Below are 16272 nucleotides of genomic sequence, written 5' to 3'. Positions count from 1 at the left end.
GGGATTTTATAATCGTAAGCGAATCCATAGTAGCATTGGTTATAAAACTCCCCAAGCAATAGAAGATCTAGCTACAAAAGTAGCTTAGATTTAACTTTTTTGTGTCCAAAATATTGACTCAAATCCAAGATGGCAGGAAGCCATCTTAATTGTTCGACATACAGAAAGTGTTACTTCACTACCCAACGAATATACGTTTGGTGGGTAATAGTCATATACTGAAATGGAGGTGAATCAAATGATAATTAATAAAGCCTTTAAGTTTCGTATCTATCCAAATCAAGCACAAGCAAGTCTAATTAATAAAACGATAGGTTGTTCTCGCTTTGTATTCAATCATTTCCTATCCTTATGGGATCACACATACAAAGAGACAGGAAAAGGCTTGACCTATGGTACATGCTCTGCCAAACTCCCTGCCATGAAGAAAGAGTTTGTTTGGCTCAAAGAAGTGGATAGTATTGCGATTCAGTCTTCTGTTCGCAACCTTGCGGATGCTTATACGCGCTTTTTCAAAAAACAAAACAGCGCACCGTGCTTTAAATCAAAGAAGAACAACGTACAATCTTACACCACAAAACAAACAAATCAAAATATTGCCGTTGTAGGGAACAAAATAAAGTTGCCGAAACTAGGCCTTGTTCGATTTGCCAAAAGTCGTGAAGTAGAGGGACGTATTGTAAATGCGACTGTTAGACGAAACCCTTCTGGCAGATATTTTGTGTCACTATTAGTTGAAACAGAAGTACAAGAACTTCCGAAAACACATTCTTACATTGGGATAGATGTAGGACTAAAAGATTTCGCTATTTTGTCAGATGGAACACCCTATGAAAATCCGAAGTTTTTCCGATCATTAGAAGATAAGTTGGCGAAAGCACAGCGTGTCCTTTCTAGAAGAATAAAAGGATTTTCTCGTTGGAATAAACAACGAGTAAAAGTAGCTAGAATTCATGAATACATATCAAATGCTAGAAAAGATTACTTAGACAAAATCTCAACTGAAATCATCAAAAGCCACGATGTTATCGGTATAGAGGATTTGCAAGTATCGAATATGTTAAAAAATCGTAAGTTAGCAAAAGCAATTAGTGAAGTATCTTGGTCACAGTTTCGAACCATGTTGGAATATAAAGCAAAATGGTATGGCAAACAAGTCATTGTCGTATCGAAAACATTTGCTTCCAGCCAATTATGTTCTTGTTGTGGATATCAAAACAAAGACGTTAAAAATCTAAACTTACGTAAATGGGACTGTCCTTCTTGTCGTACACACCATGATAGGGATATTAACGCAAGTATCAATATAAAGAATGAAGCAATAAGGCTTCTAACCGCAAGAACTGCGGGGTTAGCCTAATCAATTAAAGTTCGATAGAACTCTTTACTTAGGAATCCTCCACTTCTAAACGAAGTGAAAGTGGGGGTAGTTCAAGCCTTGGACACTGATACGAATCAAACCGTTACGTATCAATCAAATGAACGGTTTGCATACGCTTCTACCCACAAAGCTCTAGCCGTGGGAGTGCTTTTACAAAAGAAATCAATAGAAGATCTCAATCAAAGAATTTTGTATACTCGTGAAGATCTTGTTAATTACAATCCAATTACAGAAAAGTATGTTGATACAGGTATGACTCTGAAAGAGCTTGCAGATGCTTCCCTTCGATATAGTGATAATACTGCACAAAATCTTATTCTTAAACAATTAGGTGGGCCAAGTGAATTCAAAAAATCACTGATAGAAATAGGAGATACTGTTACAAACCCTGAACGTTTTGAACCAGAATTAAACGAAGTGCATCCAGGAGAGACTCATGATACTAGTACCCCAAAGGCATTAGCTACTAGTCTTCAGGCTTTCGCGCTAGGAGATGTACTTTCAACTGAGAAACGGGATTTATTAAAAGATTGGATGAAAAGGAATACTACGGGAGACAACTTAATTCGTGCTGGAGTTCCAGGAGAATGGGAAGTAGCTGATAAGACTGGCTCGGGATCTTATGGAACCAGAAATGATATCGCAATTATTTGGCCACCAAATAAAAAGCCAATTGTTCTTGCAATACTTTCTAATCATGATAAAGAGGATGCTAAATACGATGATAAGCTTATTGCAGAAGCAACCAAAATAGTGTTAGATACTTTAAAAACTCCAAATAAACAATAATAGTAGTAAGTCATCAGAATTTTTCTATTTTCCGTCACAATACTGTGACGGTCTTTTTGTGTATTTTACAAGAAATCTACCATTATCACTACAAATTCACCTCCATTTCAAACATAACTTTTAGTTTTTCCTTTTATTAGTATCCACGAGGATTCCATACTTAGAAATCTCCCACATAACGACCCTACAGCCTATAAGAAGTAAAAGTAGTTTAATTCTCAAACATGGATTGTGGAACAACTTTTTTTCCTACTACTTTAAATTCAATTTCCCCTTTTTCTCCATACATTAGTTCTATAATTGGAATAGTTACCATTAATTTTTCCTTCTTTTTTCTTTCTGTCTCTAAATCAATTATTTTCATGTCACAATCCCCTTTATTTATTATAAACAAGGAGAAAGCACTCAAATGAGTGCTTTCTCCTTGTTTATAAGTGGACCTTGTAGGACTCGAACCTACGACCGAACGGTTATGAGCCGTTTGCTCTAACCAGCTGAGCTAAAGGTCCAAAACATAAAATTTACTTCATAAGACGTATTCGCATAAATCATTTTACCATATAATGTATGAATTTACTTTACATTTTATTTAATATGCATATTTACATCATTTTAAAAGTGTTTATATTCTGCACTCCTTATCCTTTGTAGTTATTACTATCTTTTAATATCTTTACAGAGGTTTGGTTAACAGTAAAAAAATCGATATATCAATCATATTAAAAATAATATAATTACAACTATTAATTGTTTATATTTTCAAATACCCTTATACTATATTGTTTAATATCAGAAATAGTAACTAAATTATATGCCTGTTTCATTGTATTAAAACAATTATCTATCTCCTTTTTTCCCATGATAGGTTTACCAGAATTATTATCTTCTAATTCTAGGTCAGCTACTACCCATGATAAATCAAATAGAATCATTTTCTCCAAACTTTTCCCACTATAACAGCCTAAAATATTGGTTACACAATCTAATAGTTCCTTTTCTATTTGATTTAACTGATTTGTACTATCATAATTTACTTCAAAATTGTCATACTGATATACTTTGTATTTATCAAAAATAACTGGATATACCGGGCCGTGACTTCCTATTTCACAATCATCTTCAAATAAATATGCTCCAGTAAACACCTTACAAAACCCTTGCGCATAGTATAAAAGTCTTTGAAGAGCTAAAGGAGTAATATCATCATTTTTATATAGCAAATAATTAGCAACTGTCTCAATTTTTGTAGACTGTGTAGTAGTAAATTCTTCATTTTCCTGCAGCTTTACAATTGCCTCTTTAGAAACCCTATATGCTTTTTGAGTAATTAAATCTTTATTTCTTTCCAAAATATCTAGCATAAAAGATTGATCTCTACCTAATCTTTTCAATATATCCGAGTACTGCTTTGTCGGAATATCTCCATTTACATACCTTGTTAGGGTAACCTCTCCCCAACCTAAAAGTAAAGACAATGGACGTTTTCCAATTTTATATTTTTCTAAAACCTCTCTTATTTCAGAAATAGTAACTAACTGTTCCTGTTGTCTATAGGCATAATCTAATTGTTCTAAATTATAATCATGAATGTTAGGAACAAATATTTCAGATTTACACTCCTCGCAATTTGCTTCTTTACCTACGTAATGATATTGCTTCCCTCTAATGACTGTCACTTTTGGAACATCTTTAGTAGAATACTTTACCATATCCCGACAAAACTCACATAAAACCAACATAAAAATCCTCCCTCATTTTAAAACCATTAGTCACTTATCTTTACCTAAAAAGATAAGTGACTGGTTTATTCCTTTTATGAAAAGAAACAACTATCATGTATTTGTTCCTGTCCTTATTTTCAATTAGATTCATCTTAATATATATGTCTACAGATTTCTTTTGCCCCCAATTATCTAACTCATATTGTGGACAAAAGATATACAATTTTTCATGAGCAAAATTTGGATTTTTATTATCAACTGCATAACAAAAATCACGTACTCCTATATTAAGAAGAATCTTTTTCACTTTACTAGCGTTAATCTTATTAACCTCTAAAAATTCACTATTCTCTTTCCTTTTTTCATTTCGAGAAACCGTAAATTGATTATTTTTAATTAATTTTTTAAACTCTAATATGTACTGTTCAATCTCACCAATTGTAAAATTAGTGTGCTTTTTTGTCTCCTTATTTTGTAAGCTAATGCGCATTCAAGTTCTTTCCCCTTTCAAATCATACCTCATATTTACTCGAATAACAACAAAAAACGTATCAATTGATACGTTTTTTGTTGATTAACAGTAAACTTCCATTCTCTCCTCTTATAATCAGAACGTTTATGTCGTCTATGAAACTTCTATATGATTGTTTTTCTGTAATTTAATTCGTAAATCGTTTACGTATCTACTTTAGAATCACAGCTTCATTAAACTTCTGATGAATAAAATCTTTATGTAACATAAAGCATGTTTCTCTTGTATCATCAAAAAATCTCTCATAGCCCCCTGTACCACTCCCTTTTGTTGAAACAACCAATTTAAGCCCCTTTCCTAAATCATGTGAAGCTTTTGGAAGTTGACGAATATCCCCTGTCTCAATTGTCTCCTTTATCATGTTATAAGTTTTCTCAAACTCATCCACTTCTTCAGGAGTAAATGTAACCTTAAAAATTTTATCCAGAATCCTTTGACCATTACCTAGCTTCTTACCATCTTTCTCTCCTAGATAACCTACATATATGAAAGTTACTTCTTCAAAGAATGTTTTCCAGGAAGACTCTTCCCAAGAAGTTTCAAAATCTGCAAGTTGCAAGGTTCTGAACGTTGCTTTTTCTATAGGACTGTTATCTTCTCGAATTGGTATATTTTTAATTAGAAAATTAAATTTACTGAATACCTCATGCTTCTCTGGTAATTCCTTATCTGTACCTACTATCCTATTAGATACCATTTTACTAATACTGTTAGGTATTTTTTTAGCTGGATCACGCTTCTCAAAAAGATTTAATATATCTAATTGATTCATCCCCTTATAGGGTTTTAGTTGATTCCAAATGTATCCTTCAGGTGTGACAAATATATTAGATTTTTCACCTCTGTCCATTCTTTCTACATGGCTTCTCAAAACACCACGAAAGAAAGAATTTTTTAATGAAAATGCTCTTGTAGGTGCAGAGATTTCCGAATTAGGCTGTTCTGCTTTTTGTCCTTTCTGTCCTTTTGTGGCCGCCCCTAGAATAACGGTATCGCCCTCAGACAATTTATGAGCAAGTCCTTCTAGCACTTTTTGCTTTATTGTGTAAAAATCATTTCGAATTATTGCTTCATCTTGCGACATGTCATAGAGTTGAAAATCTCGAATAATAAAATCTCCATACGGAACACCTTTCATATATTCGTACCAAATAATTAGCAATTTTTTGTTCTTAGAAACAACTTTGCTAAACTCATATTCTTCATGAATAATATTCTTATAATTAATCATGCTTAAAGAAATTCTTTCCTTTGCCGACCATAATCCATTTCGAAGTTTATTAAAACCAGAAACTTTCAACTCAATTCCTAATTCTCCAAAGTCTGCCTCAGGACAATTATTTAATTCATAATCGTAAAATCCTGTCTCAACAACCTTACCTAGTATTCCTTTATCATTACTATTTCCTTGTAAGAGTCCTTTTGTATCAATTTCTTTAAAACTCTTCCCAATAATTCCTTCCGTAAATGCTAATAATTGTTCCTCTGTTTTAAATTTCATACTCATCCCCACCTATCTTTCATTATTATTTAATTAATAAAACTGTACAATGAACTATTCATACATTAAAAAAAACATATCCCCCTCCTAATTCCCTTATATACAAATAAATTATTTGTAATGGTTCTCCCCTTATATAAATTTCCTTTTTTAATCTGTTATTGTATACAGAAATACATTTTCATACTTGTTTCACCCAAAACAAAAAGGGCTTCCTCAAGTCGATTAATTGTGCACAGCAAAATAAGCTATTTACACTAATCGGCTCAAAGAAGCCCTTTCAAAATTAAAGTAAGAACAAAACTTACTTCTACAACTCAACCACAACACATCAGGTGTGGGAATAAACGGAATCAAATAAACTAACAATATACCTATATATTACAAAAAAAATATATTTATATCAAGATATTTTCAAAAACTATAATGCTACTATTTTTCTATTCATTTACAGATTTTCTGAACGGGAAAGCCCACTACGGTGCAATAGCACCCCCTTTAGGGGGGGATGAGAGTGAGGTCAAATGCGATGTACAGATAAAATACCGAAGGTATGTTCTATACATCAAGTATTTGAAATGGTATAATTTTCATAATAGACAAGTAAAAGTCTCTAAAACAATCTCGTTCTCTGAAAACAGAATACATATGAGGTTGGAGTAACAAATTCTTCTACTCCGTAAAATGTATTGAGTCGTCAAGCACAAGACGCTAAAACACATTTGAGAACTCACAATCTGACTCGTTTGGTAATAGAACGAGTGCCGTATCTGCTATATGCACTGGATACGGAGTGGTGATGGCACACCGCAATCTTGCACGTCAGCGATACTAGAAATTAGACTTCGCCTTTGGTAGCAAGAATCCCACTGACGTTAGTCAGCTTGTGGCTTTAGCCATGGGAGTGTCAATACAATGTTTTCCAATGTAATCATGGTTCTAAAATTTGTACTTTTATAGTTCTAGAATTCCCATAACTTCTTTCGTAAATAGTTTAAAGTCTTTTAGATGTTTTTCAATAATTTGACAAACAATATCTAAATTTACACTTTGATAATCATGAACAGCAATATTTCGAAACCCAACCATTGCTTTTAACTTACTTGCCAGTTCTGTACTAAGTAGATCTGCATCAACCAACAAATCAAATGCCTCTCTACTAGATTGAGGTAGTCCTAATTTTTTCCCAGCAACAATATGCATTGCTAAATCAATACTCGCTTCACAAGCTCTTTGTATGTTTAATATTATTGAATCCTGTTTTGTAAAGTCCTCTAAATTTTCAGGGTCATTTCCATACACATCTTGAATTCTTTTTATACAACGCTCTATTGTAGCAATTTTATTTAAAATAACCTCATTCTTCATATATAGAACCTCTTTTCTTTATATCATCAAATACTACCTGTCGTTCTTCATTCAATTTTGAATACATTTTTAAGGTTTTCATTTCAAAAATAACCTTACGTTTTTCATCCGAACAAAATATTGTCTTTCCTGTATGTATAATCTGAGCTTGAAAAACTGTAGAAGCTTCGGATAAATCAACTAAATCAACATCTCTATGAACAATGTTAGCTAACTCCTGTGCTAATAAAAAACGTTCATAATTTCCTAAAGTTATGTCACTTAAATATGCTATATCAATATCGCTATCTTCCCGTTCTCTATTCTCTGCTATAGATCCAAATACAATTATCCAATAGGGATTTACCGTCTCTTGTAATTTTTCTATAATAGCTGTAATCATGCTTTGAAAAATCATTTAATTAATCCCCCTAATTATTATTGAATTTTATTATATCATAACCATTTCTACCATGTTATCCTCTTCAGCAAGACAAAAAACTCCTAAATTAACTAGAAGTTTTTTATCTTGCTGCTTTATAAAATACTTACTAAATCTTCTAGAAACGTTTCTTCAATTCTTTCTATATAATCCACTCATTTTTCATTACTTTAAAATATAGATTTTCAAATTCACTAAAATACTTACTGTAAACGCCTAACGTTTCAATATATGTATTAATAACTTCGCTTACATCAAAATGAACACCATCTTTAGCTAAGTTATAGCTATCATCTAGACTATATAATTCAAAATATCCAGCTTCCCAAAACACCCCCCTGTTGACTAAAAGTCTGGTGGTGCATTTTATCGATTCTTCAATCGTCAATTCTTGCTCTTTTAGTTTTTTATAAATGACGGAAAGAGTTAATTTAACAATGCGTTCTTCATCAACTGTGCTACTAAACTCAAATAACTTCCCTTCAATATCGTCTATCTTTGCTTTAGTCATTAAGGATATCTCAATTATTTCATATGGCGGACTGTCACTTGCCTCAATCAATTTATCACACCATTGAATTACTTCATCTTTACTCCATAACCCACAGCAAAGCCCTAAACCATAAATTCGAGTCAATTTTCGAACTAAATCCAAAGATTTTCACCTGCAATTTCTCATATACATTTTATTTAATTTTAACAGAATCTAGCTCTAAATGTTGAGTTTATACAGCGAACAAGTAAGTATCGAGCACAAGATTTAGTAGCTTTATGCATATGGGTAAATGACCTCCGTCGATTCTTCTACGTACTTATCTTTGGCATTTTTCAGTTTTTCTATCAACTTGTAGCCTGGAATCTCTTTTGACTCTGTTTTTTTAATCATTTTCGACTTTATCTGTTGTACTTATTCCTTGAATTATCTCATTTCCATCCTTATCTACGTACTTTGTTACTACACTACCTTTTACCTCTGGTTTTAATTCTTCTATCTTTTCATATACATAGATTACTTCTTGCGTACCCTCTACATACTTACCTTCTGTGTTTTTTGGTTTCTCTACTAACTTATATCCTGGAATTTCTTTATTTTCTGTTGTGTACTCATTTCTAACCTTATCTGTGGTTGTATTACGTTGTGCAATTTCTTATTAAAGAAGGAATCGAAAAAAACAAAATTAAAGATGATATAGATATTGTGTCACTTGCTTCTTCGATGGAGGGAGCAAATATGGCTAGTCGAGTATCAAAAGATAATGTACACCATCATTATTTTATAGATTAAATAAGACATCTTCTGAATTCATATGCCAATTAAACCTTCTTAAATCGCGACTTGTATATAAAAACAAAAAGACACTTTGAGGTGTCTTTTTTCAATATGCCCATTGTAATGCTTTGTTAAGCAGGGTAAATATCTAAAGAAGTACTTTCCCTCTTATATAGTTAAAAGTACAACAGACAGGCTCTTATGCTATTATACATAAGAGCCTGTCTCACTAGTATTCTACTCAACTATTTATATAAAATTCCTTTATATTAAATAGAAGATATCCCTACAATTATTCTGGGAAAATGAAGTTAGAGTTCCCTTCACCATTAGCAGTGTCTTCCCTTGGGAATGTAATAGTAGAACCTTGATTCCCTTTATTTATTTCTTGCTCCTCAGGAAATACAATGGAAGAATCATTACCTAAGTTTGGCGAAAAACCAAGTTTAGATAAAATGGCTTTTAAGTCAGGTAAAACACCAATTTTATCAGAGTTTGGATCGTTAGATTTTGTTCCAGTACTAGGGTCACTTAAAATGTCCCTAAGCTGGCTTGGTGTATATACTTTTCCCTGATTATTTTTTGCAATTCCTTGAATTGATGCAGCAGCACCAGCAATAATAGGTGATGCGCTGGATGTTCCAGCAAAACTAGATGTATATAGATTTGTTATAAATTTACTTGGTTTAGCATCTGTAGTATCTACTGCATTCCCCCATCCATACACATCCACTCTACTACCGTAATTAGAGAAATATGAACGTTTATGAGGAACCCTTGCAGAAGCTGCCCCAACCATAATTGCCCCTGAATCTTTAAAATCAGGACTATTACGATTTAAAACTTGTTTACCATTACGGTCTCTAAATTGATCTAAATCATTTCCGCCGTTTGAACCTGCTTCAATAATAATAATTCCCTTATTTGTTCCCAGACGAATTGCATCAAATATATCCGGTTTTACTTCTACAGGAAAATAATTCTTATCTCCATATCCATCGTAAGTTGCTTGGGCTTCTAATAAAAGAATATCTCCAGCTTGCATATTGTTAACTGCACTTAATATAGCATCAGCTGTATTATAATTTCCGTTATCCCTAAACTGAGATACAACCTTTACCTTAGCTTTCGGTGCAATCCCAATTCCACCTATGTTGTTATCTTCTGCCGAAACAATCCCTAAGACTGAAGTACCATGATCATGGTGTTCACTCCTATTCTGTCCGGATATTAATTCAATCTTTTGATTCACTAAATCCTCATGACTAAATAACCACCCATACTCCATATCTACGAAAGTAGTTCCTTTTCCATCTCCACCTTTTATGCTCCAGGCATAAGGTGCATTAATTCCTAATGGTGCTGGTTCAAGGTAACCTTGTCTTGTAAGTCTAGGCTCATCATATGGATTAACAGATAAATTTGGCAAACGCTCTTCTGGTGGTGCCTCTTCTTCCTGTAAATACGCCGTTTCAACAAGAGATGATTTTTCAATTTTTGTAAGTAATGCTTGTACATCAATATCATCTTTAGTTTCTACAATATAATAGTTTAGCAAATTAGAAGAAATATGATCAGAATCTTTTATTTCTTTACCTAGATTTTTAATTTCTTTAGGATTTAAAGAATTAAAAAGTCGATTTATAGTTACATTTGGATATTCAGCTAAAATTCCAATTAATTCAGGATCTTGTTTTTCCTCTTTAATGAATTTTTCTATTCCATCCTGATATGGTAAATTCGCTTCATTTTTAAATTTCAAAATTAATTGTTTAGTAACTTGCTTATGTACAATAGAATTCAATTGCTTATTTGAATACTTGTAAGTAGCTGCGTAGGCAACTTCTGATTTTTCACTTGGAAGCAGTCCGCCCACTCCATTAAATGCTGTTAATGCAATTGAAGAAACTAGAATTCCCTTAAAAATTTTCAAAACGTGCACCTCTTTTTATTAATATATAATTATAAAAAAATGTATATTACCTAATTTCTTTCTATAAAAATGTTTTATATGTAGGTCTATATTTTCAACTCCATTCATTCTTAAATATTTGTTTATATATCATTAGTACAACGAATTCATGTCAATCCAATCTATTAATTCAGTTGTATAGCTGTAACTATTATAGTTACAGCTATAGTGAATAGTCAACCTTATATGCAATTTTGCATTGAAAATCATACATACTTCTATAAACTTAACCCTAATTATTTTAAGAGAGATTGAGCTTCTATCATTTTAAGTAACTGCATATATGTAATATAAAACATATATGGGGGGTTAAAACGTGGTAATTTCAAGACAAGATTCTTGGACTAATGATAACGATTTACTTCTCGCATCAACAGTACTTCAGTATATGCGTAACGGTGGAACACAGTTAGCTGCATTCAAAGAAGTAGCAAAACTACTAGCTAGAACACCCGCAGCTTGTGGATTTCGTTGGAATTCATATGTGAGAAAACAATACGAAGAAGAAATACAACAAGCAAAACAAAACCGAAAAGAGGGAAACAACATTCCTCTCTCCCAACCAGAAAAAAAAACAAACTCTTTGTCTATGACATTAGATGATATTATTCTCTTTTTACAAAATTATAAAGAAGCGGATGAATTGACAAATTTACAAAACCAAATTGAAAATTTAGAAGCAGAGAATCAATCTCTTCTACAACGTATAACTATGTATGAAGAAGAGTATCGTATGTTACTGAACCATATCGATAAGACAAGAAATTTAATTGTAGTGGATTAAACAGCATAACTATTTTGATTTTCCAGTAGGACCTTCGCCCTCCAAAATTACTTTTAATAAAAGAAATTTTGCCTCTTACAATTGGTAATAAGTAAAATACACATACATAATGTATGTGTATCTTTAATTGGACTATTATTAAAAGAAATATTTAGTCTATATTACATCTTTTCTAATATTTCTTGTCTTTCACACCATTTCGTTAGCTTTTCTAATGCCTTTTTAGATAAACGTTTTGTTTTATAATTACAAAACCTAGATAATGTAGACGGAGAAATACTAATTTCATCGGCTATTTCACGTATGCTTACTTTTTTTTCATTGTGTACTTTCAGTATTTGGTCACGGATCTTCTTCTCTATTTGTTCAACTGATTCCACAGTCTTCATTACCTCTTTAACAACTGTTACTTCAGATAATTGTTCTTGAGGTTCTTCTATACTTTTCTTTTCAATTACCCTATCCATTGATTGTAGCATTTCCTCAGGTGGTAAAATCGTTATTCCTAAGTTTGCATAATAATTTTTAAACCAGTTACGTTTTCCAATTTGTTGTTCATCAAGTGGATCACTATACTCCCAATGAGAGATTACTTTTTCATTTTCTAAATCCATTAGAACATTTTCTAACTGCTCTCTAATACGATTCGGCTTCCAATCCTTTGGGATATCCATTACTGCTAGTAACCCCTTGTCCCCTCCTATAGAATATGGCTTTTTCAATGATGAATACATTTGTCTAATTCTCCACTGCCATGTTAAGTATCGAATTAACCTTTTATGATATTTGTGTCTATAACTATTGTATTCAAGTGCTTTTTTAGACAATAATGCCGTTGTATTATTTGATCCGTATAAATAATTGGTTAAAAAGCTTCCTGGTTTAATACGACAAGATTCAATGCCCATATATTCATTTGTAACACTATGTCTCCACAACACAACCGAATCTAATACAAATAATCGTTTAACAACCTCACGCTTTAATTCTAGTCGTTCTCCTTCATCTTCACGGTCATTTAATACTACGACTTCATTATCATCATTTAAATAGATAAAAATACTGGCTAAAGCCGCAATTCTTTTTGCTATTTTAATTTTATCTTCCGCTCTATAATATTCTTTATTTTTCACTACCGTTTTTGGAATATTGCACATCTCTAAAACTTGCTCATAAGAAAAATCAATGAATTCGTCTGGAGATTTTGCTTCGTTTATCCATTGTATTGTAATTGCATCTAAACAATCTGCCGTTAAATCATCCATATTACTCATTACATCATCGACAAGGGTATTCCATCGAGCAGCTTCTTCTATATTTGTAAGTCTTAAATCTTCATCTTTGTGTGAAGAAAGCTGAGCTACACCATTAGAAGATTTTGTATCAATAGGATATTGTAAAACCTTACTTAACTCATCTTCTTCAAATTGATTTTTTGCAATCCCATCTCTTAGTTTATAATAAACAGCAGAGTTATTTACCTCGTAATAATCCTCATGGTTTACTACGTTTGTCTTATCTATATTTTGATCATTTTCTAATATTATTGAACTTGAAGGTGCTATATCTTGAAATTCTTTTTCTATGAACCCTTCAATTTCTTTATATATTTCTTCCTTATAGGAATCAATTTTCGCATAAATTTGTACCAATGTAATACCGGATTCTTGCTTTTTTTCTAACCAAGACACTAATGCAGTAAATGATGAAGAAGCATTGGGTGAGGTTAATACTTTATTATTGTTGTTTTCAACATCTTTAAAGTATGCATTCCACTTCTTCCATACTAGCTCATTCTTTTTATAAATTGGCTCAGAGATTAGTAATGCATCCCGAAACATTTGTATTAAGTTATCCACTTTATATTCCTCCCTAAACCATGGATCACAACAAAGTAGTTTTCATTATAAGATTTCTTACTACCATTATATTTAATTTATTGTAACAGATATTTACAAGATTTTGCGTCTTTCTTTCCTTAACTCCTTAACTTGCAACAGGTTGCCCTTTCTTTTACCTATTTTTCTTTACTTGCATTCCTTTTGCGCTTTGCTTTCCTTAAATCCTCAACTTGCAACACGTTTGCTCTTTCTCTTACCTATTTCTTTCAACTTGCACACTCTTTGCGCTTTGCTTTCCTTAACTCTCTAACTTGCAACACGTTTGCCCTTTCTCTTACCTATTTCTTTCAACTTGCACACTCTTTGCGCTTTGCTTTCCTTAACTCTTTAACTTGCAACACGTTTGCTCTTTCTCTTACCTATTTCTACTTACTTACATTCCTTTTGCGCTTTGTTTGCCTTAAATTCCTCAACTTGCAACAGGTTGCTCTTTCTCTTACCTATCTCTCCTTACTTACATTCCTTTTGCGCTTTGTTTGCCTTAAATTCCTCAACTTGCAACAGGTTGCTCTTTCTCTTACCTATCTCTCCTTACTTGCATTCCTTTTGCGCTTTGTTTACCTTAAATTCCTCAACTTGCAACACGGTCGCTCTTTCTTTTACCTATTCTTCTTTACTTGCATTCCTTTTGCGCTTTGTTTGCCTTAACTCTTTAACTTGCAACAGGTTGCTCTTTCTCTTACCTATCTCTCCTTACTTACATTCCTTTTGCGCTTTGTTTGCCTTAAATTCCTCAACTTGCAACAGGTTGCTCTTTCTCTTACCTATCTCTCCTTACTTGCATTCCTTTTGCGCTTTGTTTACCTTAAATTCCTCAACTTGCAACACGGTCGCTCTTTCTTTTACCTATTCTTCTTTACTTGCATTCCTTTTGCGCTTTGTTTGCCTTAACTCTTTAACTTGCAACAGGTTGCTCTTTCTCTTACCTATCTCTCCTTACTTACATTCCTTTGCGCTTTGTTTGCCTTAAACTCCTCAACTTGCAACACGTTTGCGGTATCCTTTCCCTATTTCTTTCAACTTGCAACAGTATAATTTATTTCTCAACCAAGTAATTTTAAAAAAATCATGTCATTTTAAAGTTTTTAAGCTATTTTTCTCATATTTTGAATAAGTTACATACATGAAATGCAACATGTTTGCGGTATCCTTTCCCTAACTTCCCTACCATTTTCACTCTAATCCTTTATATACCAAGAGTTTAGGTACTTTTCCACTTACTTTTATACATATCAACCAACTTGCAACACGTTTGCGGTATGCATGCCCTTATTTCTCTCACAAGATGCAACACTGTTTGCGGTATCCTTTCCCTAATTTCAATCTACAAATACCAACAATTCCTTTTATATCAAGGATAATCATTACATTTCAATGTAAATGATTGCGTTCACCAACTTGCAACACGTTTGCGGTATCCTTTCCCTAACTTCCCTACAGATTTTAATATAATCCTTTATATACCAAGGTATTAGGTACCTTTCCACTTACTTTTATACATATCAACCAACTTGCAACACGTTTGCGGTATCCTTAACACAAAAAAAATTAATAGAATTCTCCAATCCCTTGACACACTTGGCTTTAGAGGCTGTTGCAAGTTGCTAATTTTCTTCTTAAAGGACCACCTTTCAGCATTTTTCGTTTTGCTATAATCATAATTGGTATATTTTATAGTCTTTTGGCATATATTTCTGAATTTGTAGAACGGAGGTGAAAAAGATGGGAAAATCATTTGTAATACGAAATCAACGTAGCTTAAATGGGGAAACAACCAATGCTGTGTTAGTAACACTAAAATCTTGGCAAAGGTTTGTGGAAACATTTGAAGAGAAATACTACAGCTATAAAGATACATATTTAGAAGATATTCTACAACACATGACATACGAAGAGCGTATTGCGGATGTAGAAGGTTTTGTCGAAAAAGCCAAACCATCTTTTTCACGTCGGGCGATGTCTACACTTGCAGAAAAAACGGGAAGAAAACATAAATTATACGGCATTACGAATGCTGATCTCGAAGTTTTCTTATATCTACATAAGAAATGCTTTACTAATGGTGTCATTCCAAATGTAACAATACATATGATGTGGGAAGATTACAAGCAATACAAAGAAGAATTTGCTTATATCCAACACTCTCAATTCTATATTGCATTAAAGAAATTAAACTTACATAACATTATCTCCATTGAAAACGGAGTAGATGGCCGATATACAATCAAGCTGACTCATTTTATGAATGAGGAAACAGAAAAAGCAAATCCATATGTATATATTAGTCCTGTTGTATTTACAAAGGCTTTCTTTAAGCTATCTGTAGCGGCTAAGAAATTATTCTTAGACATCGCCATGCAGCAACATACAGAAATAACATTAAAGCGTTCATTGGACAAGCAGGACGAAAGAGGAAACAAAACTCACTTTGGCGGGATGTATCGTTTCTTACATAAAAAATATCCGCATCAGATCCGTGCGGTTATCGAGGAATTAACAACTGCGTTACCATGTACGGGGAATCCCCTATTCAAAATTTGCAAAATGCAAAAAGGGGTAAAGCATACAAAACGATATACAACATTATACCTTTCAATCCATTCAGACTTCTTATGTACGAAAGAAGCTGGTG

Annotated in this window: 13 protein-coding genes, 1 tRNA gene and 3 pseudogenes; 5 read left to right on the top strand and 12 right to left on the bottom strand. The window is 32.7% G+C overall.

The window, feature by feature from the left end:
• Positions 1 to 238 precede the first annotated feature (238 nt).
• Both tnpB and bla read left to right on the top strand, forming a co-directional pair.
• Complete coding sequence (gene tnpB, locus CO726_RS28830; protein WP_099686572.1) at positions 239 to 1360, top strand: IS200/IS605 family element RNA-guided endonuclease TnpB; 1122 nt, start codon at positions 239 to 241, stop codon at positions 1358 to 1360.
• 69 nt (positions 1361 to 1429) lie between these two features.
• Positions 1430 to 2170: pseudogene (bla, locus tag CO726_RS28825) on the top strand (class A beta-lactamase); the annotation flags it as partial.
• Positions 2171 to 2381: 211 nt separating this feature from the next.
• Here the strand turns inward: bla and CO726_RS32015 are convergent.
• The 10 genes from CO726_RS32015 to CO726_RS28785 all read right to left on the bottom strand — a co-directional run bounded on the left by CO726_RS32015 (position 2382) and on the right by CO726_RS28785 (position 8858).
• On the bottom strand, positions 2382 to 2534 hold the full coding sequence (locus CO726_RS32015; protein WP_154401050.1) for a hypothetical protein: 153 nt from the start codon (positions 2532 to 2534) through the stop codon (positions 2382 to 2384).
• A 71-nt stretch (positions 2535 to 2605) separates the two neighbouring features.
• Positions 2606 to 2679 (bottom strand) — tRNA-Ile (locus CO726_RS28820).
• 234 nt (positions 2680 to 2913) lie between these two features.
• Positions 2914 to 3909, bottom strand: a complete 996-nt coding sequence (locus CO726_RS28815) for a type II toxin-antitoxin system antitoxin SocA domain-containing protein (protein WP_099686571.1) — start codon at positions 3907 to 3909, stop codon at positions 2914 to 2916.
• A 40-nt stretch (positions 3910 to 3949) separates the two neighbouring features.
• Complete coding sequence (locus CO726_RS28810; protein WP_099686570.1) at positions 3950 to 4381, bottom strand: hypothetical protein; 432 nt, start codon at positions 4379 to 4381, stop codon at positions 3950 to 3952.
• Between the two features lie 193 nt (positions 4382 to 4574).
• Positions 4575 to 5924, bottom strand: a complete 1350-nt coding sequence (locus CO726_RS28805; RefSeq protein ID WP_245916809.1) for a Sau3AI family type II restriction endonuclease — start codon at positions 5922 to 5924, stop codon at positions 4575 to 4577.
• Positions 5925 to 6878: 954 nt separating this feature from the next.
• Complete coding sequence (hepT, locus tag CO726_RS28800) at positions 6879 to 7292, bottom strand: type VII toxin-antitoxin system HepT family RNase toxin (RefSeq protein ID WP_099686568.1); 414 nt, start codon at positions 7290 to 7292, stop codon at positions 6879 to 6881.
• Positions 7282 to 7689, bottom strand: coding sequence for a type VII toxin-antitoxin system MntA family adenylyltransferase antitoxin (mntA, locus tag CO726_RS28795; RefSeq protein WP_099686567.1), 408 nt, complete (start codon positions 7687 to 7689; stop codon positions 7282 to 7284). Before mntA ends, hepT begins: the two co-directional genes overlap by 11 nt.
• 166 nt (positions 7690 to 7855) lie before the next feature.
• Entirely contained in the window at positions 7856 to 8368 is a 513-nt protein-coding gene (locus CO726_RS28790; protein WP_099686566.1) for a protein kinase, read from the bottom strand.
• 114 nt (positions 8369 to 8482) lie between these two features.
• Entirely contained in the window at positions 8483 to 8599 is a 117-nt protein-coding gene (locus CO726_RS33340; protein ID WP_483860603.1) for a MucBP domain-containing protein, read from the bottom strand.
• On the bottom strand, positions 8592 to 8858 hold the full coding sequence (locus tag CO726_RS28785) for a MucBP domain-containing protein (protein WP_099686573.1): 267 nt from the start codon (positions 8856 to 8858) through the stop codon (positions 8592 to 8594). Before CO726_RS28785 ends, CO726_RS33340 begins: the two co-directional genes overlap by 8 nt.
• A gap of 2 nt (positions 8859 to 8860) precedes the next feature.
• On the opposite strand from CO726_RS28785, the pseudogene CO726_RS28780 reads away from it, so the two are divergent.
• Positions 8861 to 8998, top strand: a pseudogene (locus tag CO726_RS28780) (TetR/AcrR family transcriptional regulator); the annotation flags it as partial.
• Between the two features lie 277 nt (positions 8999 to 9275).
• On the opposite strand, the gene CO726_RS28775 reads toward CO726_RS28780, so the two are convergent.
• Positions 9276 to 10916 carry a S8 family peptidase gene (locus CO726_RS28775; RefSeq protein WP_099686565.1) on the bottom strand — a complete coding sequence of 547 codons (1641 nt, stop codon included), beginning with the start codon at positions 10914 to 10916 and terminating at the stop codon, positions 9276 to 9278.
• A gap of 355 nt (positions 10917 to 11271) precedes the next feature.
• Between CO726_RS28775 and CO726_RS28770 the strand changes: the two genes are divergently transcribed.
• Positions 11272 to 11739, top strand: a complete 468-nt coding sequence (locus tag CO726_RS28770) for an RsfA family transcriptional regulator (protein ID WP_099686564.1) — start codon at positions 11272 to 11274, stop codon at positions 11737 to 11739.
• 161 nt (positions 11740 to 11900) lie between these two features.
• Here CO726_RS28770 and CO726_RS28765 read toward each other — a convergent pair whose 3' ends face one another.
• A complete protein-coding gene (locus CO726_RS28765) occupies positions 11901 to 13598 on the bottom strand; it encodes a helix-turn-helix domain-containing protein (protein ID WP_099686563.1) in 1698 nt (565 codons plus the stop codon).
• Positions 13599 to 15362: 1764 nt separating this feature from the next.
• Here CO726_RS28765 and CO726_RS28755 point away from each other — a divergent pair.
• Positions 15363 to 16272 (top strand): annotated as a pseudogene (locus CO726_RS28755) (hypothetical protein); the annotation flags it as partial.

The sequence above is a fragment of the Bacillus fungorum genome (assembly GCF_002746455.1).
GTDB classification, from domain to species: Bacteria; Bacillota; Bacilli; order Bacillales; family Bacillaceae_G; genus Bacillus_A; species Bacillus_A fungorum.
The sequence above is the reverse complement of the archived record's forward strand: the minus strand, read 5'-3'. Positions and strand labels throughout refer to the sequence as shown.

Coding starts and splice junctions, on each gene's coding strand:
- tnpB (WP_099686572.1), top strand. CDS start 239: ATGATAATTAATAAAGCCTTTAAGTTTCGTATCTATCCAAATCAAGCA.
- CO726_RS32015 (WP_154401050.1), bottom strand. CDS start 2,534: ATGAAAATAATTGATTTAGAGACAGAAAGAAAAAAGAAGGAAAAATTA.
- CO726_RS28815 (WP_099686571.1), bottom strand. CDS start 3,909: ATGTTGGTTTTATGTGAGTTTTGTCGGGATATGGTAAAGTATTCTACT.
- CO726_RS28810 (WP_099686570.1), bottom strand. CDS start 4,381: ATGCGCATTAGCTTACAAAATAAGGAGACAAAAAAGCACACTAATTTT.
- CO726_RS28805 (WP_245916809.1), bottom strand. CDS start 5,924: ATGAAATTTAAAACAGAGGAACAATTATTAGCATTTACGGAAGGAATT.
- hepT (WP_099686568.1), bottom strand. CDS start 7,292: ATGAAGAATGAGGTTATTTTAAATAAAATTGCTACAATAGAGCGTTGT.
- mntA (WP_099686567.1), bottom strand. CDS start 7,689: ATGATTTTTCAAAGCATGATTACAGCTATTATAGAAAAATTACAAGAG.
- CO726_RS33340 (WP_483860603.1), bottom strand. CDS start 8,599: ATGATTAAAAAAACAGAGTCAAAAGAGATTCCAGGCTACAAGTTGATA.